We start from the raw sequence: 21,335 nt of genomic DNA, 5'->3' as shown, positions 1-21,335 counted from the left end.
CGGACTTTTTCCGGCTCGGCCCTAAGCAATGCAACGCCTGTGCCAATTTTTAAAAATTTATAACAATATGATTTTATTGAAGTTTTATGAGCGACTGGGCGAATTTTGAGTCGTTCTGTTGGGGGGTAAAAACTGCCTTCAGGCGGGGCCAGCGCGCCTGACCGGGCAGGGATCGTCCGGGCGCGCCGGGCAGGGCGGGGGTATCCGAACCCCTATTCGGGCGTTCCGTGGGGCGGCCTGCCACGCCGCTTCTTTCGCCGTTGCCTGCTGGCACCCTTGCCGGGCCGGGTGGGATCGGTGCGACGCCCCGGGGTGACCATGCCGGGCATGATCAGCGAGGCCAGCAGGTGGCTGCTCGCGGGGGCACCAAGAGGCTGCGGCTGGTTGCTGACAAGCGGTTGTTCCGTCCGTGGGCCACGGCCCGTTGGCCCGGTGGACGCTGCCAGAAGCCGCAGCATGGCCGCAGGCAGGGTCAGCGTGATCGGCTCGGCGCCCTCCGGCATGGCGGACGCCCCAGGGGGGCGGGAAGCGGGGTCCAGCAAATGCCCCGTGAACAGGTCGGACCCCCCGCGCCCGGCTGGGGCGGAGGGCGTCATGGTCTGGCCGACCAGTTGGGAGTCCGGCACCCGCGTCAGCGGGTCGGCCATGTCAGATGGTCTGGTTCAGGCTGAGGGATGTGGCATGGGCCGTATCGGGTGCGCGATAGGTGGCGTTCTTGCCATAGCCCATAACCGGGCGATCGCGCTTGGCCACTTCCTCGCCAACGCTTTTGACCAGCCCTTCGGCCACCGCTTTGAGCCGCAGCACCACACGGGCATGATCCCGCAGGCTGTCGCGCAAGGAGTTGGTCAATGCCTTGATATGGCGGCGTTCCGCGCTGTCTTCGTCGCCGAGGGAGGTGGTGTTCATCTTCAGATTGTTCAGCGTATCCCGGTATTCCGCCATCAGGCGGCTCTTTTCGCCGTGCAGTTCGCGGGCGCGGCGCGGCTGCCGGGCTTTCAGCAGCTCGGTTTCCCGCTCCAGGACCCGGCGCAGCGCCTTGGTCAGCTTTTCCAGTTCCGCCGCGCGACCGGTCAGCCTGGGGGCCGGGTCCGTGGTCTGCGCGCGGCTGGCTTCATCCGGGCCGGCATCGGCCACCGGGGCCAGGGACGCGGTGGCAGGGTCGGCTGTCTTCTTCTCCGCCTTGATGCGCCGTGCCTGAAGGCCGGGTGTGAAAGGCGTGTGAGAGTTTGATCGATCGGGGGTTCTGCTCATTACCGAGCCTCCTGCAATGTCAACAGTTCACGGGCCACCTGATCGGCAATGCCGATGCCGCCGCTTCGGGCGATCTCGGAACCGATCTCGTCGATCATCAGCGATTTGTAGGCTTCCGCCTCCGGGCCGCCACCAAACAGGCTGTCTTCCTCCACGGTTTCCATCATCGGCTTCAGCATCTGCCCGATGAAGACAGCCTCGAATTCCTTGGCCGCTTCCATGGCCTTGCCCCTGATTTCCCCGGCGCTGGCGCCGTCCGCGCGGAGCCGGTTGAGGGACTGGGCGATGCCCTGAAGGCGGCCATTATCCATCCGGGCCTGAGAGGCGTGTATCTGATTGCTTGCCAGATCCATCTTACATTGTCCTGATTTCTGCTTGCAGCGCGCCAGCGGTTTTCAAAGCCTGGAGAATGGAGATCATGTCCCGCGGGCCAATGCCCAGGGCATTCAGCCCGTCCACCAGTTCCTGAAGGGTTACGGCTTCGTCCAGCACGGTCAGTTTCTTGTCGCTATCGTCATCCACATCGATCTGCGTGCGGGGCAGCACCTCGGTCTCGCCGCCCTCCGCCAGCGGGCCGGGCTGGCTGGCCACCGGAGTTTCGCTGATCTGGATGGTCAGATTGCCCTGGGCGATGGCCACGGGCGAGATTCGCACTTCCTGTCCCATGACGATGATGCCGGTGCGCTCGTCGATCACCACGCGGGCGGCCAGCGAGGGTTCCACCATCAGGTTCTCGATGTCGGCCAGCAGGTCCACTGTGGACATGGGGTATCCCACCGGGCGGGTAAGCTGCACCGTTGCGGGGTCCAGCGTTTCCGCCACATTGCCCTGTACGCCATCATTGATGACCTTGGCGATGCGCTTGGCGGTGGTCAGGTCGGGGTTGCGCAGTTGCAGCTTCAAATTGTTCAGGTCGTTCAGCTCGAAGGGCAGTTCCCGTTCCACCGTGGCGCCATTGGCAATGCGGCCATTGGTGGGAACGCCGCGCACGATGGATGCGGCCTCGCCCTGAACGTTGAAACCGGCCACGGCCACATTGCCCTGGGCCACGGCGTAGACTTCGCCGTCCGCGCCCATCAGCGGCGTCACCAGCAGGTTGCCGCCTTTCAGGTCTTCCGCGTCACCCATGGAACTGACGGTCACGTCGATCCGGGAACCGTGCCGGGCGAAGGCGGGCAGGTTGGCGGTCACCATCACGGCGGCGATGTTTTCAGGCCGCATGTTGACGCCCTTGGTGTTGACGCCGAGCCGTTCCAGCATGGCGTTCAGGGATTGCTCCGTGAAAGGGGAGTTCCTGAGCGTGTCGCCGGAGCCGTTCAGGCCGACCACAAGGCCATAGCCGATCAACTGGTTTTCCCGCACCCCTTCCACCGACACGATGTCCTTGATCCGGGACGCGGCCATGCCGGGCTGGCTGGCGCCGGTCAGCACCACCAGGGCCGCCACCATCATGCCCGTCCATCCGGCGATCAGCCCGGTCACGCGGCCACCATGCAAGGGCCGCAGGGTCGGGCGCAAACCGGCAGGCCGTTCGGGCCGCAGGTTGCCGCGCGGATTCTGGCGTGGAATGATGTCGCGTGCATTTTGCATGGTTCTGGTTCTCCGCTTCAATCGGCGGGCGCCGTGCCCGATCCGAGGCGTTCACGCGCTAACCCAAGCGAAAATCATGCCAAGCCTGAAGGGTGGTGGTCGGGGTGTCGATCCGCTGTTGCGGGCGGGGCAGGGCGCCAGTGTTCCGGCGATGACACGCCTGGGGCAAGGTCGGATTAAGGTGCTGGAATCTTTTGCCCAAGGCGCCATAGAAAGTCTTGCCGAGCGTGGCGCGCTTGCCTAGAGTCCCGCATTATGAAGATCACAGGTCCCGGGCAGGTGAGCAATTCATCAGGCCCGAAGAAAACCAAAAAATCCGGGGACGGCGCGGCTTTCGCGCGGGAACTTGAAAGCGGTCAGGAAACCGGGGCGGCAGGCCGGACCCAGGCAAGCCAGCCCTTGTCCAGCGTGGGCGGGCTTATCGGCTTGCAGGAAGTGGGCACCGCCAGTGACGGGCGCTCCAAGGGGCTTCAACGGGCGGAAGACATGCTCGACATGCTGGAAGAGGTGCGCAAGGGCCTGTTGCTGGGCGCGATCCCGGAAGGGCGCTTGCGTATTCTGGCTGACATGGCCCGCAATCAGCAGGGTCGGTCGGACGATTCCCGCCTTAACGAGATTCTGGGCGATATTGAGCTCAGGGCCGAAGTGGAACTGGCCAAGCTGGGCCGATAAAGGGCTTTTCCCATCATGCGATCCGCACCTTGCGGCGCCGCGATACAGGGCGGCGGGGAGCCGGGTGTGCGCATTGCCGGGAATCTTGCCCGAAACGATGGCGGCGCCCTGCCGGACAAAGGGGGCACTCGGCGCCTCAAGAAGTGGAAAAGGCTCTTGTGTCACCCGGATGAGTGGATTATACATCCGGCGCTTCCGGCGCGGGGGGTGTCCGGGAAGCGGATCAGACAGGTAGGGAGTGACCATGACGGACACTGTCACAGAGACCAGCCTTCCCGAGGATTATCGCCCCAGCGATGACGAGGAATTCATGAATCCGCGTCAGGTGGAATATTTCCGCCGCAAGCTGCTGGCCTGGAAAGACGATATCATCAAGGATTCCAGCGAAACCCTGCAAAACCTTCAGAACGACGACCTGAGGGAGCCGGATATCGCTGACCGTGCCTCTTCGGAGACGGACTGGTCCGTGGAATTGCGCACGCGGGACCGGCAACGCAAGCTGATCGCCAAGATCGATGCGGCCCTGAATCGCATCGACGAGGGTGAATACGGCTATTGCGAGGTAACCGGGGAGCCCATCAGCCTGCGGCGACTGGATGCCCGGCCCATCGCCACCATGACGGTGGAGGCCCAGGAAGCCCATGAGCGGGCGGAAAAGGTCCACCGGGACGATTGATCCCGCCTTTTCACGGGTGATCGAACGGTTGAATTTCGCACCGGGCGCCAAGGCGGCCCGGTGTTTTTTCATGGCCGGTCCCGAATGGGACGGCGTGTGGGCACATATGGGGCTCATGCAAAGAAAAAGGCCGGTCACCAGAGAAGTGCCGGCCACTGCGATCATTTCGAGACGCAGATTAAGGTATTGGCTTTTTCGGTAGATAAGTCGTCAACGATACTGCTTCGCACGCACCTCCTTTCTTTCCTGTTGCACAACAACCAGCCGCTCCCGGCTGCCGCGCCCGATGTTGCCGCACCGGACACGGCGGGGAGTCAGCTAGAAGGGGAATATGATGTCATAGAGCTGCGTACCGTAGCGCGGCTGCTGGACATCGGTAATCTGACCACGTCCGCCGTATGAGATGCGGGCCTCCGCGATCTGGCTGTGGCGGATGGTGTTGTCGGCGGCAATGTCTTCCGGGCGAATGATCCCGGCGATCAGCAATTCCCGCTTCTCGAAATTGACACGTACTTCCTGACGGCCCTGGATCACCAGATTGCCGTTGGGCAGCACGTCCGTGACGATGGCGGCCACATCAAGCTCAATGCTTTCCGAGCGATCCACCGAGCCGCTGCCCGCATAGTTGGAATCGCTTTCCGCATCGATCAGGTCGCCCGCGCTGAAATTGTTGCGGATCTTGCTATCCGAGCTGTTCGGCCCCTTGTTGCCTTTGGTGAACAGGTTCGGAATCGCGGATTCCACCCCGAAGAAGCTTTCCAGCCCGGTCTCCTCCGCCGTCTGGCGGGAGCGGGAGGTGGAATTGCCGATCTGTGCGCTGTCGGAAATATCGATGTTCACGGTCAGGATATCCCCCACCTGGCCCGCGCGCTGGTCGCGGAAGAAGGCGCGCGCGCCGGTGCGCCACAGGGAATTGGGCTCATAACGGCCCTTGCTGTCCTGTGGCATGGGCAGGCTGATGGACCGTTCCCGCAGCGGCGCCTTCACCTTTTCGATGGCGCTCATTTCCGGCGCCTTGCCGATATTGGAAATCCGTTCCGCCGCGCCGCAGGCGCCGAGGCTGAGTGCCGCCGCCCCCAACAGGGCGCGCCCGATCGCTGTTCTGGCTTTTTCGCGCAAGTGGATCATGGTCTTTCTCCGCTGTGCCGCGCATCCGGCGCGGTCGTCGCCTTATCGCCCTTAGCGTGATGCAAGGGGCAGGCCATTTTCAGTGGGTGACACGCTCACCAGCGCACCGGCCAGGACCTTGGCGTCCATGGTCTGGTTCGACTTGGAATTGCGCACGCGGATCAGTTCGCCCTTGGCGCCGTTTTCCAGCGCCAGCCCCGTGGCCATCAGCCTGAGCGCGCCCACCGTGTAGCGCACGGTTACCGCATCGCCTTTTTCCACCATCAGCGGGCGATGAACGTCATTGCTGGCGATGAGTTGACCGGGCTGAACCGGGCGACGCACGGTGCGGCCAACCAGCGCCTGCTGGCTTGTGATGACACGGTTGCGCAGGCGGCGGGTGGGAATATCTTTCCAGGTCACGTCCTTGTCGGTGATCACATCGCCCGGCTGAATCCGGCGATTGAAGACCGGCACGCTCGTCAGCCGTTCATAGCGCCCGGTCAGGGACAGGCGGCGCACACTGTCCGGCCCCGTGGGCACCAGCGCCGTGACTTCCAACCGCCGACCATGATCGGACAGGCTGAGCCCCTCGAAGGCGATGGAGGACACATCGAACCCCGCGGGCAGATAAAGCCGCCGCACACCGCCATATAGCGAGACCCTGACCGGCTGATCCACGCCCTCATAGCGGGCTTCCTCGGCCAGTCGCTGCTCAAGAGCGGAGGCGTCCACCCGCTCCCCTTCACGGTGAATGTCCACGCGGGCCACATAGGCCGGGCGGGTCAGGGTGAGTCCGGCGCTGACGGCGATCCGCTCCAGCTCGTAGATGGACAGGGACCGCTTGTCGCCCGGCGCCGGGGCCGGCATCACCACCTGGTCCGCCAGATGGCCTTCCACGGAAAACAGATCGCCCAGCGTGACCTGACTGGCGGTGACCCTGATCGGCTGGTCGAGCGTGACGGTCTGGGTGGGTGCCTTTTTCGCGTCGGTTGTGTCGTCCGCCGCGTCCGCCCGTGTGGGAAGGAAGCCCAGGGCCACTCCCACAGCGGACAGGATCAGCGCGCGCTTGAGCAGATTGACGATGCCCGGCAGGGGGCGCCCGCGGGCGTCCGCGTCCACGGCGACGATGCGCCGCACGAAGGCTTTTGCCTCTTTTTGGAATTCTTCGCGGGTCATCGTTCCCTCCCTTAGCGCATGTTGTTGACGGTGGAGAGCATCTGGTCGGATGTCTCGATCACCTTGGAATTCAGCTCATAGGCCCGCTGGGCGCTGATCAGCGTGGTGATCTCGGACACCGCGTTCACATTGGACTGCTCAAGAAAGCCCTGCATGACCTGGCCGAAGCCCGGCTGCCCCGGCACGGCAATATTGGCCGGGCCCGATGCCTGGGTTTCCAGGAACAGGTTGTCGCCCACGGCCTCAAGCCCCACTTCGTTGGGGAAGGTGGCCAGATCGATCTGGCCAATCACCTGCGGCTGTACCTGGCCGTCCAGCTTCACCGAAACCTCGCCCTGACCATTGACCGATACGTCAACGGCTTCCTGCGGAATGTTGATGGCGGGCTGAACCGGGAAACCCGTATTGTTGACCAACTGCCCGTCCTGATCGATCTGGAAGGAACCGGCGCGGGTGAAGGCTTCCTGGCCGTCCGGCAACTGAATGCGGAAGAAGCCCTTGCCGTCGATCGCCATGTCGAACGTGTTGCCGGTATTTTGCAGGGAACCCTGATCGGTGATCCGGTAAACGCCCGCGGCGCGTACGCCCACGCCCACCTGGATGCCGGAGGGCACGACCGTGCCCGCATCGGAGGAGTTGGCCCCCGCGCGTTCCACATTCTGGTACAGCAGGTCCTGGAATTCGGCACGCTGGCGCTTGAAGCCCGTGGTGGACATGTTGGCGATGTTGTTGGAGATCACCTCCACATTCATCTGCTGGGCAAGCATCCCCGTTGCGGCTGTGCTGAGTGCTTTCATGGTTCTGTCCTTTCCTCAAGGGCGGCGCGGGTCAGCGCACCTGGGCCAGACGGTCAATCGCGTCCTGGCGCATCTCGTTGATGCCGGATTCGTTCCGGCTGGAAGATTGGTATTCCTTCATCACCTTGGTCATTTCGACGAAGGATTTGATGGCATCGATATTGGATTGCTCCACCGCGCCCTGAACCACCTGAACTTCAGGGAAATCAGCCGGCTCCGGGGCCTGATCGGTCTTGTAAAGGCTGGCACCCTCACGCTTCAGCGCCGCCTGGTTGGCGAAGGTGGACAGGCCGAGCCGGGCAACTTCGCCCAACCTGCTGGAAATGGTGCCGTCCTTGGTGATGGTGATGTCGGTATCGTCCGGGTCGAACTGAATGGGCTGGCCGTTATCGTCCAGCACCCGGTCGCCGTTCAGGGTGACCAGGAAGCTTTCATTGTCGATGGTGAGCTTGCCGTTGCGGGTATAGCGCTCCTCGCCCTGGGCATTTTCCACATTGAGATAGCCGGGGCCGCTGATGAACACGTCCAGCGGGTTGCCGGTATGCTGCATGTCGCCCGCTTTCATGTCGCGGGTCACGCCGTGGTCCATCACATAGGAAAGTTTGCCGCCCATGGTGCCCTCGGCATTCTTTGCATCCATCAGATGCTGCCGGAAGACCACGTTTTCCTTCTTGTAGGCCGTGGTGGACATGTTCGCGATATTGTTGGCGATCACGTCCATCTTGCGGCGCAGGGCGGCCCGCTGCGAAAGGCCGAGAAGTAAGCTGGTGTCCATCGTACGTCTCCTGCTTTTGCTGGATTGCCAGCAGCCCTCGTTTCTGAGGCTTGGCAGGAGATAAGCAGGAAGCGTGCCAAGATCGGCGCATCCAATGCGGCCCGATCGCGCAGCCGGGCGCCGCCCCGTGCGCGACCCGATTGCAGAGGGGGGCGTAAACTGCCATAATGCAAACCTTAACGATCCAGAACAGTGTGCATACGGGAACAGAATGGCGGACGAAAACGACATTGACGAAGCCCGCGAAGACGCCTCCGCCCTGTCGGAAGACGACCTGACAGAGGGCCTTGAACGGAAGAAATTCAGCGGCAAGAAGGTGGTGATCTTTGGCGGCGCCGCTGCGGTGGTGTTGCTGATCCTCATACTGGTGGTGTCCCTGCTGAGCGGCGGCGAGGAAAAGCCGGAAGGGGACCCGGAATTGAACCGTATGGCGGAAGAGCAGGCGGAAAAGCAGGCCGCCGAGCAGGCCAAGGCGAATAAACCGCCGGAAAAGAAGGAACTTTTGTTCCACACCCTGCCGGATCAGCTCTATAATCTGAATACGGAAGGGGAAGGGTCCAGCTTTCTGCGTGCGCGCATCACGCTGGAACTGGATCGCCCGTCTTTTAAGGCGGACATAGAGAAGAAAATGCCCCGTATTTTGGATGAATTTAATACCTATATGCGGGAGTTGCGCCCGCAGGACCTGGAAGGATCTTCCGGCATTTTCCGCCTTAAGGAAGAGCTGCTGATGCGGATCAATCAGGCGGTGGCGCCCACGCGGGTTAATGATATCCTGTTCGAGGAGTTCCTGGTGCAGGGCTGATGCCCGACCGGGGCGCAAACCTTCTGGCCGGACCATCCGGCCCGATGTGCGAGAGAGGCAAGCCGAGCCATGGCGGATGATGACGACGAACCCGTAGACGAAGAAGCCATGATGGCCGAATGGGAGGCCATGGCCGCCGAGGGGGAGGAGTCCGAGGACGGTGCTGGCGGTGAAGGCGTCGATGAAGAGGACATGGCCGCCGAGTGGGAGGCCATGGCATCCGGTGACGGTGAAGACGCCGAAGATGCCGCCGAAGGCGGGCCATCGCCGGGCCGCGTACTGGATCAGGATGAAATTGACAGCCTGCTTGGCTTCGACGGCGATGAGGGCGAAGGCGAGCAAACCGGCGTTCACGCCCTGATCAACAGCGCGCTCGTCTCCTATGAGCGCCTGCCCATGATGGACATTATCTTTGACCGCATGGTGCGGATGATGTCCACGTCGCTCAGGAATTTCACCTCCGACAATATCGAGGTCTCGCTGGACAACATCACCTCGGTGCGGTTCGGGGACTATCTCAACTCCATCCCGCTGCCGGCCATGCTGTCCGTGTTCCGCGCCGAGGAATGGGACAATTACGGCCTGATCACGGTGGATTCCAACCTGATCTACTCGATCGTGGACGTGCTGCTCGGCGGGCGCCGCGGCACCGCTGCCATGCGGATCGAGGGGCGCCCCTATACCACCATCGAGCAGACGCTGGTGGAACGGATGATCTCGGTGGTGCTCAAGGACATGTGCGGTGCGTTCGAGCCGCTTTCGCCCGTGAACTTCACCTTTGACCGGCTGGAGACCAATCCGCGTTTCGCCACCATTGCCCGGCCCCCCAATGCGTCCGTTCTGATCAAGCTCAGGGTGGATATGGAAGACCGTGGCGGTCGGCTGGAAATTCTCTTTCCCTATGCCACGCTGGAGCCGATCCGGGAACTGCTCCTGCAACGATTCATGGGGGAAAAGTTTGGCCGGGATACGATCTGGGAAACCCACCTGGCGACCGAACTCTGGAAAGCGGATATCGAACTGGACGCCATCATTGATGAAATCACCATGTCCCTGAAGGACGTGATGGCGCTGGAAAAGGGACAGACGGTTCTGTTCAACAAGACACCCGAAGACGAAGTTGTATTGAAATGCGGCGATGTGGCAATGGTATCCGGGGCCATTGGCCGGGCCGGGCAGCAGGTTGCCGTGCAGGTGCGCCATACGGCGGAGCGCTTGCAGGCATCCGGTGCAGGTGAGGATGAGTATTGATGCCTCTCTGGCTTGATCTGACCATTGATGGGGTTCTGGCGCTGCTGTTGATCGGCGCCATGATCACTGGATACATGGTGCATCGGCGCCTATCCGCCCTGCGGGAAGGGCAAAAGGAGATGGAGGGCCTGGTCACCCGCCTGGACGGAGCCGTCAATCGCGCCCAGCACGCCATTGGCGACCTGAAAACCGAAGCCGGGGCCGCGCGGGAAAAGCTTGAAGGCAATATTCGCCGGGCCAAGAGCCTGTCCGAGGAACTCGCCATGATCACAGAGGCGGGGAACAACCTTGCCGACCGGATCGACCACGGGCTGACGACGAGTCGGCAACAGCCTGATGGTGGTGGCGCTTCGGTTTCACAATCGCCGCAGCCTGGTGGACCATCCGCCGGCGCCGCCGATTCCGGTGAAGGTGCCGCCAGATCAGGGGGCAGGCAGGCCGATCATGACCGGAACGACAATGAAGGGGCGACGGAACGCCGCAGACGGCAGGAAGAACAGCGTCAGATCCTAGCCGCCCTGCGGCAGGCCCGCTAAGGCAGATTTCAGATCTTCCGTTTCTCAAACACACACGCCTTGAAAACGGGGGGATTGCCGGTACGTTAACATTTTCTTGATACTGCGCCGTTAGGGTTGAAGCGTGGGTCAAAAGGCTGGATCATGAAGCGGGCCCACTTTTCGTCACGCTGTTCGAAGGTTTGCAATTTTGTTCAAGATGCGCCCCGGTCGAATTTTCCCCGTGTTTTTCCTGGTAGCCGCTCTGGCGCTGAGCGCCCGGCTTATGGACATCACCTCCGGCCCTGGCTGGACCGGCGGGGAAGCCGTGGCACAGGAAGAAACCGGCAGCCAGGCCACGCAGGCAGGCCCTGCGGGCGATGAGGGCGAATCAGAAGCCCCCGCCTCGGATGGGGAAGGGCGCGGCGAAACCCGCACGGCGGACGCGGTGACCGGAAACCTGAATATGGGCCTGCCGTCCGACGAGGAAATGCGCCTGATCACGCAATTGCGCCAGCGCCGGGAAGAGTTGGACAAGCGCGCCCAACAGCTTGACCTTCAGGAACAACTGCTCGCCAGCACGGAAAAGCGCATCAATGACAAGATTGCGCAGCTTGAAGCGCTGGAAGGCCGGATTCAGAAACACCTTCACGTCTTTGAGGATCGGGAAGCCAAGCAGCTTGAAAGCGTGGTCGAGGTGTACGAGACCATGAAGGCCAAGGAAGCCGCCCCCCGATTCCAGGAACTGGACCTGCAAACCCAGCTTGATCTGGTCACCCGAATGAAAGCCCGCAAGGTAGCGGCGCTGATGGCCGAGATGAACCCGCGTAAGGCCACGGCGCTGACGACGGAGCTGGCCACCATGGCCGATCCGCCCACGCTGGAAGACGTGAATTCGGGTGGCGCGCCAGACGGTGGCGACGGCCAGTAAAGGTCGCTCCATGATGCCGCGATCCGCTTTTCCTTCCCGGTGCTTGCGTGAACATGGTCAGTTTTCTTGCAAGTTATTGTTTCTTTGAGGCAGGTTGGAATCAGTGTGACAGCCTGTCGCCGTATCATGTGTCTTTTTGCGCGATGATCGCCCTGTGCTTGCGCATCGGTAAGTGGGGCGCGTAAACAGGGTCGGTGCGTACAGGCCGGGCTACGGCGCCGGGCAGGAGAAGTAGAATGAGCAAGCAGGCAACCCAGATAAGCCTTGAAGACCGTATCGCCAATCTGCGGGCGGAGCGGGGCGATCAGGTGGCTGTCAACGATATCGAGAGCGTGGTGGGGAGCCTTGTTGGCGGGCAGGTCCATGAGGACGTGGCCGATATTGCCAGCGAGCTGCGGGAACTTCTGACCTATGTGGGGCAGGCGAAGGACGAACTGGTCGGGATGCAGCCCAATTCGCTGACCAAGCGTGACCTGCCCACGGCGGCAAATCATCTGGATGCCATTGTCAGCGCCACGGAGGATGCCGCGAACACCATTCTGAGCGCCGCGGAGACCGTCGGCGACATGAGCGAGGAGCTGGAAGGCGACAAGGCAACCACCTTGAGCGATCTTTCACAGGAATTGTTCGAGGCGTCCAGCTTCCAGGACCTGACCGGCCAGCGCATTACGCTGGTGACGAAGACCTTGAATCACCTTGAAGAACGCCTTGCGGCCCTGGCCGAAGCGATCGGGGATGACTATGTGGAGCCCGAATATGACGAGGCGGTGGAAAAAGGCGAGGATGGCGTGGTCATGAATGATCAGGACCTTCTGCATGGCCCGCAGCTTGAAGGCGAGGGCAATTCCCAAGAGGACATCGATGCGATCCTTGCCAGCTTTGACTGACGGTCGCGCGGTGGCGGGTGGCCATGGAAACTCCTGAAAGCGGTGTCAAACGCTATTTCGGGGGGGACAGCACCATGGGGGTGTTTGTCTCCCTCTATTTGATTCTGCTGGCCTTTTTCGTCATTCTGACCGCCCGCAGCGAATTTGAGGAAAGCCGCTCCGGCAAGGCGATCGACAGTGTGGATCAATCGTTCCGGGGTGCGAAGGGGCGGCCCGGTGCGGTCTCGCCGATCCTGCGCCCGCAGCCCGTGGCCACAAGCCCGCAGGAAGACCGGATGCTGCAACGCATTGCCGGGCTTTTCGGCGCCCGCTTCGATCTTCAGGGGGAATATCTCAAGGCTGGCGGCAATGTATTCCGCATACGCCTGCCGGTTGATATGTTTTTCGCGCCCGGTGCGCTGACTGTGCGCTCTGACCTGCATCCCTTTTTCGATCGGTTGGTGGAGGTGATCACGGACATGCCCGACCACAGCCGACAGGAGGTGGTCTTTCTGTTCGGTCGCGGTGACGGGCTTTCCACCGAGGCGAGCACCACCCGCGACGAACTTGCCGTGCGCCGGGCGGCGCAATTGTCGCTGCTGCTGAAGGACAAGGGCATGATGGGTGGCACCTATGCGGCGGGCTTTACCGATGTGCCACGCACGGAAATTCTGGCCGTGTTCCGCAACGCGCCGAAAATGCGCGATTCGTCCGCCAGCCAAAACGGGGTGCCGCAATGACGCAGCAGTCCCGCAGTCCGTTCGAGCAGGGGAAGGAGCGGCCATCGCAGCAGACCCCGTGGATGATCACCTTTGCCGACCTGCTGTCCTTGTTGCTGGCTTTTTTCGTGCTGCTTTTCTCCATGGGCCGGATAGAGCCGGAGGCGTGGACCAGCATGGTTGACAGCATGGCGCGCCAGTTTCGGGCGGAGGAGCGAACCGTTCCGAAAGATACCGAAACTGTCTCCCGCGACAGCGAGCCGGCCGCCGTGCGCCCGGCGGAGAATTTGGATTATCTGCGCGGCGTGCTGGAAGCCGCGCTTCAGGGCGACCCCGTGCTGGAGACGGCGGTTATCCATAAATCATCGGGGCGGCTGGTGATTTCGATACCGGCGGAGATTCTGTTTTTTGAAAAACGGGCCACGCTGACGGATGGCGCCCGCCCCGCCCTTGCCCAATTGGCAGCCGGTTTGGGCCGGATCGACAATCGTATCATGGTGGCCGGGCTGAGCAATGCCGCGCCGGTGCGAAACCGGTATTTCGATAATAACTGGAGCCTGTCCCTGACCCGCGCGCGCCTTGTGGCAGGAATTTTGAATGACAGGGGCTACCCGCGCAAGATTTCGGTGCTAGGCTATGGGGATAGTCGAGTGGACCAGCTTCCGGCTGACGTGGTGAGCCGGAGTCCTTTTGGTTTGAATGCGCGCCTGGATATTATCCTGCTGGACGAAGGGAATGGTGACAGTCTCCATGGTCTTTTCTAGGTCGGGACCATTTCCGGCCCTCAGCCATGTGGTGGCAGGGGTGTTCGGGCTGTTATTGCTTGTGCTTGGCGGGGCCGGTTCGGTCTCCGCGCAGCAGTCTGTTCCCGTGCGCATTGGCCAGCATGACAATTTTTCCCGGCTGGTGTTCGCCATGCCCACCGCCGTCACCTATCAGGTGGAGCGGCAGGGCAATGATGTGATTCTGCGCCTGCCGAGCGGCTTTGCGCCTGACCTGTCCGCGGTCAATGCGGGGCAGTTGAATGAAGTTTCCGGTGCCGCCCTGCTGAACCCTGACGGCGACCAGATTCGGGTGCGGATCACGCCCAGCGAGCCGGGGGCAGGGATGCGGGCTTTCCGTACCGGTGCCGCAATCGTGGTGGATGTCTTGTCCCCCGCACTGGTTTCCGGCGCCGATTCCGGGGGCAGTGCCGATGGCGGCGACGACACGAGCCAGTCGGCGCCCGGTCAGGGGTCGGGGCAGGCCGGATCATCCGGCGAGGGCGACGGAGGCGCGCCGGAGCCCATAACGCCGTTGGAACAGGATGAAGGCCCCCGCCAGGCCAGCGAGGGCGATCTGGACAATGTCGCCCCGCGCGACCCCGCGATCGAAGGAGAAGAGGGGCAGCGGCGGGATTCGGGCGATGCGGCGTCACCCCCCGGTGTTCCGCGCCCCGACGGGAGGCAGGGCGGTGAAAAGGTGGATGTGTCTCCGAGAGCGGCGGCGAAATCCGGCGCGGACGAACTGGATTTCACTTTTCGCGGACGATTGCAGCGACCCGATGACGCGCCGGTCGTATCGCTTGAGGCGGCAGAGGTGGATGACGGCATCGCGCTGAGCTTTCTGTTCGGTGACGCCACCGCCGCGGCCGCCGCCGTGTTCGAGCGGGGCAGCTTTGTGTGGATCGTGTTCGATCGCCCTTACGGCCTGGATGCCGAAGCGCTGGACAAGACCCGGCGCATGGTGGGGCGCCGTATCAAGCGCTTCAACCTGATCGACCACCCGGATGCGCTGGTGCTGCGCTTGCAGGTTCGCGGCAACCAGTCGGTGGCGATTGATCGGGATGGCAAGGACTGGATCGTGCGTTTTCTCGATGGTCTCGCCGAGCCCCGCTTCCCGCTGACCCCCACGCGCCGCGTGCGAGAGGATGGCAGCCAGGAAGTGTTCGTGGCCGCAACCAATATCGGGCGCCGTATCGATGTGGAAGACCCTGCCGTGGGCGATACGCTTGTGGTGGTCACGCTTGGCGACAAGTCCACCGGTTTCACTGACCGTTACGGTTTCTCCGCCGTTCGCATTCTGGAAACAGCGCAGGGCATGGCCATCGTGCCGCAGGCGGATTTCGTTTCCGTCAGCCGGTACCGGGAGGGGGTATCGATTACGGCGGGCGACCACAAATTGTTCGCGGAAGGCGCGGCGCTGGCTGTCGGCAGTGTGGGGGAGGGCGGCGGCGGTGCCCAGCTCGTGAACTTCCACCAATGGGCGCGCGGGGATGCGTCCGATTTCCGCACCCGGAAATCCCGGCTGCTATATGCCCTGTCCGTGGCGCCGGACAGTCAGCGCAATGCCCGCCGCTGGCCGTTGGCGCGGTTCTATCTGGCCCATGGCCGCGGCGCGGAAGCGATCGGTGTGCTGCAACAGATGCTCGCGCGGGAATCGGCGCTGAGCGACCGGCCCGAATTCAGGATATTGCGCGGGATCGCCCGCTTTATGCTGGGCCGGTACGAACAGGCGGCGAAGGACCTGTCCCACCGCACGCTGGAAGCGGAGCAACACGCCGAGTTGTGGCGGATGCTTGTGGCAGAGCGTCAGGGGCGGTTCGCCGATGCGCTGACCCATTATCGCCGCGGGCGGGATCTGATCGGCTCCTATACGGAGGACGAGCGCGTGGAAATGCAGTTCGCCATCGTGCGTTCCGCGCTCCAGGAAGGTCGGCTGGAACTGGCGGAGGAGGAACTTGGCCTGCTGGGCGGCATGGCGCTGGATACGCAAGAGGTATCCGAAACGGTTTATTTGCAGGGGCGGCTGGCGGAAAAGCGGGGCCTGACAGATCAGGCGCTGAAAACCTATGAAGGGCTGATCGGAAACCGCAATCGGGAAGTGGCGGCCAAGGCGCGTCTGGCGCGGGTGGAACTGGCGCGCAAGGTGAAGGATCTGCCCCGCCCGGACCTGATCGCGGAACTGGAACGCCTGCGTTATACATGGCGCGGGGGCCGTTTCGAACTGGATGTGATGCAAAGGCTGGGCGTTCAGTATCTGGAAAGCGGCCAGTATGAAAAAGGGCTGGCCATGCTGCGGGAAGCTGTAACGGCCTTCCCGGATGCTTCGCGCGAACGCGGACTGGCGCAGTACATGTCAGATTCCTTCCGCCAGCTTTACCTGGGCGGCGCCGCGGCTGAAATGCCTGCGATCGAGGCGATTTCCCTGTTCTACCAGTTTCGGGAACTGACTCCGCTCGGCTCCGATGGGGACCTGATGATCCGGCGTCTGGCGGATCGGCTGGTGTCGGTGGACCTGCTGGACCGGGCGGCGGAGCTTCTGGACTATCAGATTCGGGTCCGTACCGAAGGGGCGCCGCGGGCGCAGATCGCGGCCAAACTGGCCAAGATCCATATTCTCAACCGCAAGCCGGATCAGGCGCTGGAGGTGCTCCGCGCCACGCGGGAACCGAGATTGCCGGACGATATTCAGGCCAACCGCCGCTATGTGGAAGCGCGGGCACTCACCGAGCTGAACAAGTTTCAGGAGGCCGAGGTGCTCCTTGAAGGGGACGGCAGCCCGGAGGCGATGAAAATTCGCGCCGATATCTATTGGGGCGCCAAGGAATGGCGCAAGCTCGTGTCCACCAGCCGGCGCCTGCTGGATGGGGCGTGGCGCAGCGGGGAGCCTCTTGAGGGGCTGGAGCGCCTGCATCTGATTCGCATGGCCATCGCCATGACCTTCATGAACGACCGGGAGGGGCTGCAACAGCTCCGCCAGCGTTATGGTGGTCTGATGCGCGACGGGGATTTCACCAATGCCTTTGAAATCCTGACCAATGATCAGGATCTTACAGGGCGGGAATTGAGCGATATTGCCAGCGAGATCGCCAGTGTGGACAAGCTGCAAAGCTTCATGCGGGATTATCGCAGCGACTTTTCAGGCCGTTAGGCGGGGTCCGGCAGGGCGAAGGCCCGCACGGGCATGGTGCCCACCCGATGGAATTTGAGCGGTGCGGCAAAAAAGCGGAATCCGGTGCGGGGCAGGGCTTTCAGGCCGGTCATATGCTCCACTATGGGGATGCCGTCACCCAGCAGGATGGTGTGGGCGGGCCGCTCCCGGCCCCTGATGTCATCGATATTGTGGCTGTCAATGCCCACCAGCGCGGCGCCGCCCGCCTGAAGCAGGCTGGCCGCTTCGGCGGTCAGAAAGGGATGGTTCTCCTGATAGGCGGGGGTGTCGAAATGGCGGCACCAGTCGGTTCGAATCAAAACGGCCCGGCCCTTGATGTCCTGGCCTGCGATTGCGGCTTCCAGCGCCGCGGCGTCTATCACGAGCGGCGCGGCAGGCCCGCGCAGGTCAAGGCACAGCCCCGGCAGCGCCACGCACTGGCCAAGGTCCAGCCCGGCCAGGTCCACGCCGTCATGGTAGCGATGAAAGGGTGAATCGATATAGGTGCCCGTATTGCCCACCAACTCCAGCCGGTCGATCTGAAAGCTGGTGCCCGGCGCGTAATGGCCCGCACTGTCTTCGCGGGAAAGGAAATCACACACATGAAGCGGCGGCAGCCCCTTGTGCGTTCTTGTGCCGTCCGCCACCGTGTGGCTCAGGTCGATGGGCTGTGCAGTGGTCATCGGTTACCTCTTTCGCGCACAGTATGGTATTGCTGTGGGTGCGATAACACTTTTTTCGGTCGCATTCACCAAAGCGTGATGCCGTTATGACTTTGTTTTCGTGCTTATTCCACGCATTATGTGGCTGTCACGACGGAGAGCCGGTTGGCTTGGCCGTCCAGTGAACTCGGTTAAGAGCGAACCCAAATCAGAGAGGGACGAGAGATGAAATTCGATCGCATCACCAAATCCGCTGTTGCTGCAACCGGCGCGGCTGCCCTGTCCATGACCATGGTAGCTGGCCACGCCAGCGCCGAAGACAAAATGGAAAAGTGCTACGGCATTGTTGCCAAAGGCAAGAATGACTGCGGCACGTCCAGCCACTCCTGTGCCGGTCAGGCCAAAGTGGACAACCACCCCGAAGAGTGGCTGTATGTTCCGGCTGGCATGTGTGATCGCCTGGCTGGCGGCAGCAACAAGCCGAAGAAATAAGACGGCTGCGGCACCTGTTTTGGTGCCTTGCTCAAAGGCCCGGCCCGTTTTCGGGCCTGGCCTTGCGGGTGACCGGCTGCGGCCGGTCATCATGGCCTGGTAAGCGTGGCGAGGCCGCGCTGGCCAATGGTATGGCCTGTGGCAAGGGTTTCCGCGCCGGATCGTGTGCGTGGATCATATGTGGCAGTCAGAGAAACGACCCGCCCGGCGGTGACCGACGGGTCGCTGTTTTCAAAGAGTTTCAAGTTCCGGTAAAGCGGGTATCAGGGCTTTCGGGTCCGGCGTGGTCGGCGTGGTAGAGTCGAGCGGTTCGAACGGACGTTAGACATTGAATGTCCGGCGCGCCCCTTTTCCGTATGATGCAAGATTATCTTTAGGAGGCACCCTGTGGCGCCTGTCTGGTCAGATCATCGTGTGGCACGTTCGGCGCCTGTTGGCGTCAGCCTGAAGACGGAGCATTTCGACGATGTGCTCGCGCATGGGCCGGACCTGGCTTTTTTCGAGATTCATGCCGAAAACGCCATGATCGATGCCGGTGCCACCCTCACCGTGCTGGAGCGTATCAATGCGCAGATACCGCTGTCCGTTCATGGGGTGGGGCTGTCGCTCGGATCGGCGGAAGGGTTGGACGACGCGCACCTGAAACGCTTCAAGGCCGTGGTGGACCGCTTTAACCCGGTTCTGGTGAGCGAGCACCTGGCCTGGTCCCGTGGCAATGGGGTGTATCTGAACGATCTGCTGCCGCTGCCGCTGACACAGGAAAGCCTGAGCGTGATGGCCAATAATGTGGACCGGGTGCAGCAAACCCTGGGGCGCCGCATTCTGGTGGAAAACCCCAGCAGCTATATGGCTTTTGAGAGCAGCACGCTGCCCGAACCGGAATTTCTGGCCATGCTGGCGGATCGTACCGGCTGTGGCCTGTTGCTGGATGTGAACAATATCTATGTGTCCAGCCGCAATATGGGCACGTCCGCCGAGACCTATCTGGATGCCATTCCCACAGAGGCCGTTGGGGAGGTCCACCTGGCCGGCCATGTGGTCAAGGACATCGAGGGGCGCGAACTGCGGATCGACGACCATGGCAGCGCCGTGAGCGCGCCGGTCTGGGACCTGTATGAGCGCCTGATCGAGGCGGCGGGCTCCCTGCCAACTCTGGTGGAGTGGGATACCAATATTCCCCCGTTCCAGACCCTGTTGACGGAAGCGGACAAGGCCCGCGCCATCATGGTTCACCATGAACCGCGTGCGGAGAAGGCCCATGGTTGAACAGACAGCCAGTGCAGCCGGGGTCGAAACCGGGCAGGATCTGGCATCCTTCCAGCGGGCGGTCACGGATCACATTCTGGATCGCGCTCCGGTTGGCCCAAACGTGCTGAATGACATCATCGCGGATGGCATTCCCCCGGAAAACCGGCTTCAGGTTCACGCCAACACCTATCGCCAGACTCTGGTGGATGCCCTCTACGACCTGTTTCCGCTGATGATCACCTATGTGGGGGAGCGCTTCGTGCGCGCGGCGCTGGCCCGCTATGTGCTGGCCGATCCACCGCGAGAGCCCAGGCTGAGCGCCTATGGCGGCGGCGTCGGCCCGTTTCTGGACAGCTTCGAGCCCGCGGAGAAGGTGCCCTTCATCGCCGATCTGGCGCGGTTGGAGTGGGCGGTTCATGAAATTCAGCATACGGCGCCGGAAAGCGTATCCGCGCAGGCGATCAACGCCCTGCTGGCCACGGCCAGACCGGCGCAGGCCCTGCGGGATCTGCGGCTGGTACGCCATGGCCGCGTGATCGCCAGCCGTTGGCCCGTTGTTTCCCTGTGGATGGCGGGCAAGGGGCAGATTCCACCTGAGGCGGTACATCTGGAGCAGGGCGGCCAGACCGCGCTGGTACTTCAGATAGAGGGCGCCGTTCATCTGATGCCGCTGGAAGGGGCAGCGGCAACCGTGGCCCGATATCTGGGCGCGCGGGGTACCGAGACACACCCTGATCCCGATGCGACCACTTCATCCGAAGGATTGACTGACCTGGCGGCGCGTGGCGCGCTCGCCCTCGTGTAAAAGGAGACTTGTATGACCGCTTTGTTTGATCTGATCAAAACCATTCTCAACCGTCTTGAGGGCTGGGCCAGCTATAATCTGATGACGCTGGGCGCGCGCTTCGCCGTGTCCTTTCCCTTCTGGTCTTCGGGCCGGTCCAAGGAAGGCGGCGAATTTCTGTCCATGAGCAAATATGCGATCATGCCGTTCGAGAACGACTATAATGTGCCGTTCTTCGCCCCGGAAACCGCCGCCAAGCTGGCCTTGTATGGCGAGACCTTCCTGCCGCTCATGCTGGTGCTGGGTCTTGGGGCGCGGGTTGCGTCCGCCGGGTTGCTGGTCATGGTCGGCGTTATCACCATTTCCTATAGCGGCCACAGCTTCATTGAGAGCATGTCCTGGCTGGTGGCGCTGATTGCCATTCTGCTGGCCGGTCCCGGTCAGTGGTCGGTGGATCACCTGATCCGCAAGCAGGTTTACAAGGGCGCCTGATCCGGCCCTTTCCGGCGAACCGCACAGGTGGCCGTCCTCCCTTTCGGGTGGGCGGCCGCTTGTTTATGTGCCTCTCACCTGCCATATGAAGGCTGAGAGGATCGCCCCGATGGATGCCATAGACCGGCACATTCTTGAACTGTTGCAGGAGGACGCCACCCGCAGCACCGCCGATATCGCGGCGGCGGTTGGCCTGTCCACCACCCCGTGCTGGCGCCGCATCCAGAATCTGGAACGGCGCGGCATAATCACCCGGCGCGTGGCATTGCTGGATCGGGAAGCGGTGAATGCCGGGCTGGATGTGTTCGTTGCCGTGCGCGCCAGGGAACACAGCCGGGCCTGGCTGGATGATTTCAAAGCCGTGGTGGCGACCCTGCCGGAGGTGGTGGAAGTTTATCGCATGAGCGGTGAAGTGGACTATCTGATGCGGGTGGTGGTGCCGGATATGCGCCGGTTCGATGCCTTTTATCGGGACTGTGCGTAATTTTGTGCTCTGGCGCCATTTGTTAGGTCATTGGGAAGCGGTCTTCGAACATGATCGCGAGCTGGCTTTTGACAGCGTGCCATTCTCGCACGGATCGCTTCCACTCGTTGGATGTAGCATTCAGCGCGAGATAGATCAATTTCGC

The 21,335-nt window shown here is 62.4% G+C and carries 23 protein-coding genes and 1 pseudogene; 15 read left to right on the top strand and 9 right to left on the bottom strand.

Features of this window, described 5'->3' with window-relative positions; translation table 11 throughout:
• Positions 1–212: 212 nt before the first annotated feature.
• The 4 genes from WGH93_RS08810 to WGH93_RS08795 are packed head-to-tail and all read right to left on the bottom strand — an operon-like array spanning position 213 to position 2,706.
• On the bottom strand, positions 213–647 hold the full coding sequence (locus tag WGH93_RS08810) for a hypothetical protein (protein WP_374764511.1): 435 nt from the start codon (positions 645–647) through the stop codon (positions 213–215).
• A 1-nt stretch (position 648) separates the two neighbouring features.
• Entirely contained in the window at positions 649–1,254 is a 606-nt protein-coding gene (locus WGH93_RS08805; protein ID WP_374764510.1) for a hypothetical protein, read from the bottom strand.
• Entirely contained in the window at positions 1,254–1,607 is a 354-nt protein-coding gene (locus WGH93_RS08800; protein ID WP_374764509.1) for a rod-binding protein, read from the bottom strand. The genes WGH93_RS08805 and WGH93_RS08800 overlap by 1 nt, the downstream gene beginning before the upstream one ends.
• A gap of 1 nt (position 1,608) precedes the next feature.
• On the bottom strand, positions 1,609–2,706 hold the full coding sequence (locus WGH93_RS08795; RefSeq protein ID WP_374764678.1) for a flagellar basal body P-ring protein FlgI: 1,098 nt from the start codon (positions 2,704–2,706) through the stop codon (positions 1,609–1,611).
• 393 nt (positions 2,707–3,099) lie between these two features.
• Here WGH93_RS08795 and WGH93_RS08790 point away from each other — a divergent pair, with 393 nt between their 5' ends.
• On the top strand, positions 3,100–3,516 hold the full coding sequence (locus WGH93_RS08790; protein WP_374764508.1) for a flagellar assembly protein FliX: 417 nt from the start codon (positions 3,100–3,102) through the stop codon (positions 3,514–3,516).
• Positions 3,517–3,760: 244 nt separating this feature from the next.
• Positions 3,761–4,192 carry an RNA polymerase-binding protein DksA gene (dksA, locus tag WGH93_RS08785; RefSeq protein ID WP_374764507.1) on the top strand — a complete coding sequence of 144 codons (432 nt, stop codon included), beginning with the start codon at positions 3,761–3,763 and terminating at the stop codon, positions 4,190–4,192.
• Positions 4,193–4,510: 318 nt separating this feature from the next.
• On the opposite strand, the gene flgH is transcribed toward dksA, so the two are convergent.
• From flgH to flgF, 4 genes are read right to left on the bottom strand one after another with little or no spacing between them, the layout of a single operon-like run.
• Entirely contained in the window at positions 4,511–5,320 is an 810-nt protein-coding gene (flgH, locus tag WGH93_RS08780) for a flagellar basal body L-ring protein FlgH (RefSeq protein WP_374764506.1), read from the bottom strand.
• Between the two features lie 51 nt (positions 5,321–5,371).
• Positions 5,372–6,478 carry a flagellar basal body P-ring formation chaperone FlgA gene (flgA, locus tag WGH93_RS08775; protein WP_374764505.1) on the bottom strand — a complete coding sequence of 369 codons (1,107 nt, stop codon included), beginning with the start codon at positions 6,476–6,478 and terminating at the stop codon, positions 5,372–5,374.
• An 11-nt stretch (positions 6,479–6,489) separates the two neighbouring features.
• Positions 6,490–7,275 carry a flagellar basal-body rod protein FlgG gene (gene flgG / locus WGH93_RS08770; RefSeq protein WP_374764504.1) on the bottom strand — a complete coding sequence of 262 codons (786 nt, stop codon included), beginning with the start codon at positions 7,273–7,275 and terminating at the stop codon, positions 6,490–6,492.
• Between the two features lie 31 nt (positions 7,276–7,306).
• On the bottom strand, positions 7,307–8,050 hold the full coding sequence (gene flgF / locus WGH93_RS08765; RefSeq protein ID WP_374764503.1) for a flagellar basal-body rod protein FlgF: 744 nt from the start codon (positions 8,048–8,050) through the stop codon (positions 7,307–7,309).
• 211 nt (positions 8,051–8,261) lie between these two features.
• On the opposite strand from flgF, the gene WGH93_RS08760 reads away from it, so the two are divergent.
• The 8 genes from WGH93_RS08760 (at position 8,262) to WGH93_RS08725 (ending at position 17,028) form a co-directional block, all read left to right on the top strand.
• On the top strand, positions 8,262–8,855 hold the full coding sequence (locus tag WGH93_RS08760; protein ID WP_374764502.1) for a flagellar basal body-associated FliL family protein: 594 nt from the start codon (positions 8,262–8,264) through the stop codon (positions 8,853–8,855).
• Positions 8,856–8,924: 69 nt separating this feature from the next.
• Positions 8,925–10,106 (top strand): flagellar motor switch protein FliM, encoded by a 1,182-nt coding sequence (gene fliM, locus WGH93_RS08755; protein ID WP_374764501.1) that lies wholly within the window; start codon positions 8,925–8,927, stop codon positions 10,104–10,106.
• Entirely contained in the window at positions 10,106–10,642 is a 537-nt protein-coding gene (locus WGH93_RS08750; protein WP_374764500.1) for a DUF6468 domain-containing protein, read from the top strand. The genes fliM and WGH93_RS08750 overlap by 1 nt, the downstream gene beginning before the upstream one ends.
• A 202-nt stretch (positions 10,643–10,844) precedes the next feature.
• Positions 10,845–11,531, top strand: a complete 687-nt coding sequence (locus WGH93_RS08745) for a MotE family protein (protein ID WP_374764499.1) — start codon at positions 10,845–10,847, stop codon at positions 11,529–11,531.
• A gap of 236 nt (positions 11,532–11,767) precedes the next feature.
• Entirely contained in the window at positions 11,768–12,418 is a 651-nt protein-coding gene (locus WGH93_RS08740; protein WP_374764498.1) for a protein phosphatase CheZ, read from the top strand.
• A 23-nt stretch (positions 12,419–12,441) separates the two neighbouring features.
• The gene (locus WGH93_RS08735) at positions 12,442–13,137 is read left to right on the top strand and encodes a hypothetical protein (protein WP_374764497.1); all 696 of its coding nucleotides are present in this window, start codon (positions 12,442–12,444) and stop codon (positions 13,135–13,137) included.
• On the top strand, positions 13,134–13,880 hold the full coding sequence (locus WGH93_RS08730) for an OmpA/MotB family protein (RefSeq protein ID WP_374764496.1): 747 nt from the start codon (positions 13,134–13,136) through the stop codon (positions 13,878–13,880). Before WGH93_RS08735 ends, WGH93_RS08730 begins: the two co-directional genes overlap by 4 nt.
• Entirely contained in the window at positions 13,852–17,028 is a 3,177-nt protein-coding gene (locus tag WGH93_RS08725; RefSeq protein WP_374764495.1) for a tetratricopeptide repeat protein, read from the top strand. Before WGH93_RS08730 ends, WGH93_RS08725 begins: the two co-directional genes overlap by 29 nt.
• On the opposite strand, the gene WGH93_RS08720 is transcribed toward WGH93_RS08725, so the two are convergent.
• On the bottom strand, positions 17,025–17,711 hold the full coding sequence (locus tag WGH93_RS08720) for a cyclase family protein (protein ID WP_374764494.1): 687 nt from the start codon (positions 17,709–17,711) through the stop codon (positions 17,025–17,027). The genes WGH93_RS08725 and WGH93_RS08720 overlap by 4 nt on opposite strands.
• Before the next feature lie 204 nt (positions 17,712–17,915).
• Here WGH93_RS08720 and WGH93_RS08715 point away from each other — a divergent pair, with 204 nt between their 5' ends.
• The 5 genes and pseudogenes from WGH93_RS08715 to WGH93_RS08695 all read left to right on the top strand — a co-directional run.
• On the top strand, positions 17,916–18,182 hold the full coding sequence (locus WGH93_RS08715) for a BufA1 family periplasmic bufferin-type metallophore (protein ID WP_374764493.1): 267 nt from the start codon (positions 17,916–17,918) through the stop codon (positions 18,180–18,182).
• Positions 18,183–18,596: 414 nt separating this feature from the next.
• Entirely contained in the window at positions 18,597–19,448 is an 852-nt protein-coding gene (gene bufB, locus WGH93_RS08710) for an MNIO family bufferin maturase (protein WP_374764492.1), read from the top strand.
• Complete coding sequence (locus tag WGH93_RS08705; protein WP_374764491.1) at positions 19,441–20,235, top strand: HvfC/BufC family peptide modification chaperone; 795 nt, start codon at positions 19,441–19,443, stop codon at positions 20,233–20,235. Before bufB ends, WGH93_RS08705 begins: the two co-directional genes overlap by 8 nt.
• A gap of 12 nt (positions 20,236–20,247) precedes the next feature.
• Positions 20,248–20,706 (top strand): DoxX family protein, encoded by a 459-nt coding sequence (locus WGH93_RS08700; protein WP_374764490.1) that lies wholly within the window; start codon positions 20,248–20,250, stop codon positions 20,704–20,706.
• A 109-nt stretch (positions 20,707–20,815) separates the two neighbouring features.
• A pseudogene (locus tag WGH93_RS08695) lies at positions 20,816–21,178 on the top strand (Lrp/AsnC family transcriptional regulator); the annotation flags it as partial.
• Positions 21,179–21,335: the final 157 nt, after the last annotated feature.

This window comes from Yunchengibacter salinarum (assembly GCF_037658235.1).
Taxonomy (GTDB): domain Bacteria; phylum Pseudomonadota; class Alphaproteobacteria; order Sphingomonadales; family Kordiimonadaceae; genus Yunchengibacter; species Yunchengibacter salinarum.
This window is presented reverse-complemented; position numbering and strand designations above follow the sequence as displayed.

Coding starts and splice junctions, on each gene's coding strand:
- WGH93_RS08810 (WP_374764511.1), bottom strand. CDS start 647: ATGGCCGACCCGCTGACGCGGGTGCCGGACTCCCAACTGGTCGGCCAG.
- WGH93_RS08800 (WP_374764509.1), bottom strand. CDS start 1,607: ATGGATCTGGCAAGCAATCAGATACACGCCTCTCAGGCCCGGATGGAT.
- flgG (WP_374764504.1), bottom strand. CDS start 7,275: ATGAAAGCACTCAGCACAGCCGCAACGGGGATGCTTGCCCAGCAGATG.
- flgF (WP_374764503.1), bottom strand. CDS start 8,050: ATGGACACCAGCTTACTTCTCGGCCTTTCGCAGCGGGCCGCCCTGCGC.
- WGH93_RS08805 (WP_374764510.1), bottom strand. CDS start 1,254: ATGAGCAGAACCCCCGATCGATCAAACTCTCACACGCCTTTCACACCC.
- WGH93_RS08790 (WP_374764508.1), top strand. CDS start 3,100: ATGAAGATCACAGGTCCCGGGCAGGTGAGCAATTCATCAGGCCCGAAG.
- WGH93_RS08720 (WP_374764494.1), bottom strand. CDS start 17,711: ATGACCACTGCACAGCCCATCGACCTGAGCCACACGGTGGCGGACGGC.
- WGH93_RS08725 (WP_374764495.1), top strand. CDS start 13,852: ATGGTGACAGTCTCCATGGTCTTTTCTAGGTCGGGACCATTTCCGGCC.
- WGH93_RS08760 (WP_374764502.1), top strand. CDS start 8,262: ATGGCGGACGAAAACGACATTGACGAAGCCCGCGAAGACGCCTCCGCC.
- dksA (WP_374764507.1), top strand. CDS start 3,761: ATGACGGACACTGTCACAGAGACCAGCCTTCCCGAGGATTATCGCCCC.
- fliM (WP_374764501.1), top strand. CDS start 8,925: ATGGCGGATGATGACGACGAACCCGTAGACGAAGAAGCCATGATGGCC.
- WGH93_RS08795 (WP_374764678.1), bottom strand. CDS start 2,706: ATGATGGTGGCGGCCCTGGTGGTGCTGACCGGCGCCAGCCAGCCCGGC.
- flgH (WP_374764506.1), bottom strand. CDS start 5,320: ATGATCCACTTGCGCGAAAAAGCCAGAACAGCGATCGGGCGCGCCCTG.
- WGH93_RS08705 (WP_374764491.1), top strand. CDS start 19,441: ATGGTTGAACAGACAGCCAGTGCAGCCGGGGTCGAAACCGGGCAGGAT.
- WGH93_RS08715 (WP_374764493.1), top strand. CDS start 17,916: ATGAAATTCGATCGCATCACCAAATCCGCTGTTGCTGCAACCGGCGCG.
- WGH93_RS08700 (WP_374764490.1), top strand. CDS start 20,248: ATGACCGCTTTGTTTGATCTGATCAAAACCATTCTCAACCGTCTTGAG.
- flgA (WP_374764505.1), bottom strand. CDS start 6,478: ATGACCCGCGAAGAATTCCAAAAAGAGGCAAAAGCCTTCGTGCGGCGC.
- WGH93_RS08730 (WP_374764496.1), top strand. CDS start 13,134: ATGACGCAGCAGTCCCGCAGTCCGTTCGAGCAGGGGAAGGAGCGGCCA.
- WGH93_RS08740 (WP_374764498.1), top strand. CDS start 11,768: ATGAGCAAGCAGGCAACCCAGATAAGCCTTGAAGACCGTATCGCCAAT.
- WGH93_RS08750 (WP_374764500.1), top strand. CDS start 10,106: ATGCCTCTCTGGCTTGATCTGACCATTGATGGGGTTCTGGCGCTGCTG.
- WGH93_RS08735 (WP_374764497.1), top strand. CDS start 12,442: ATGGAAACTCCTGAAAGCGGTGTCAAACGCTATTTCGGGGGGGACAGC.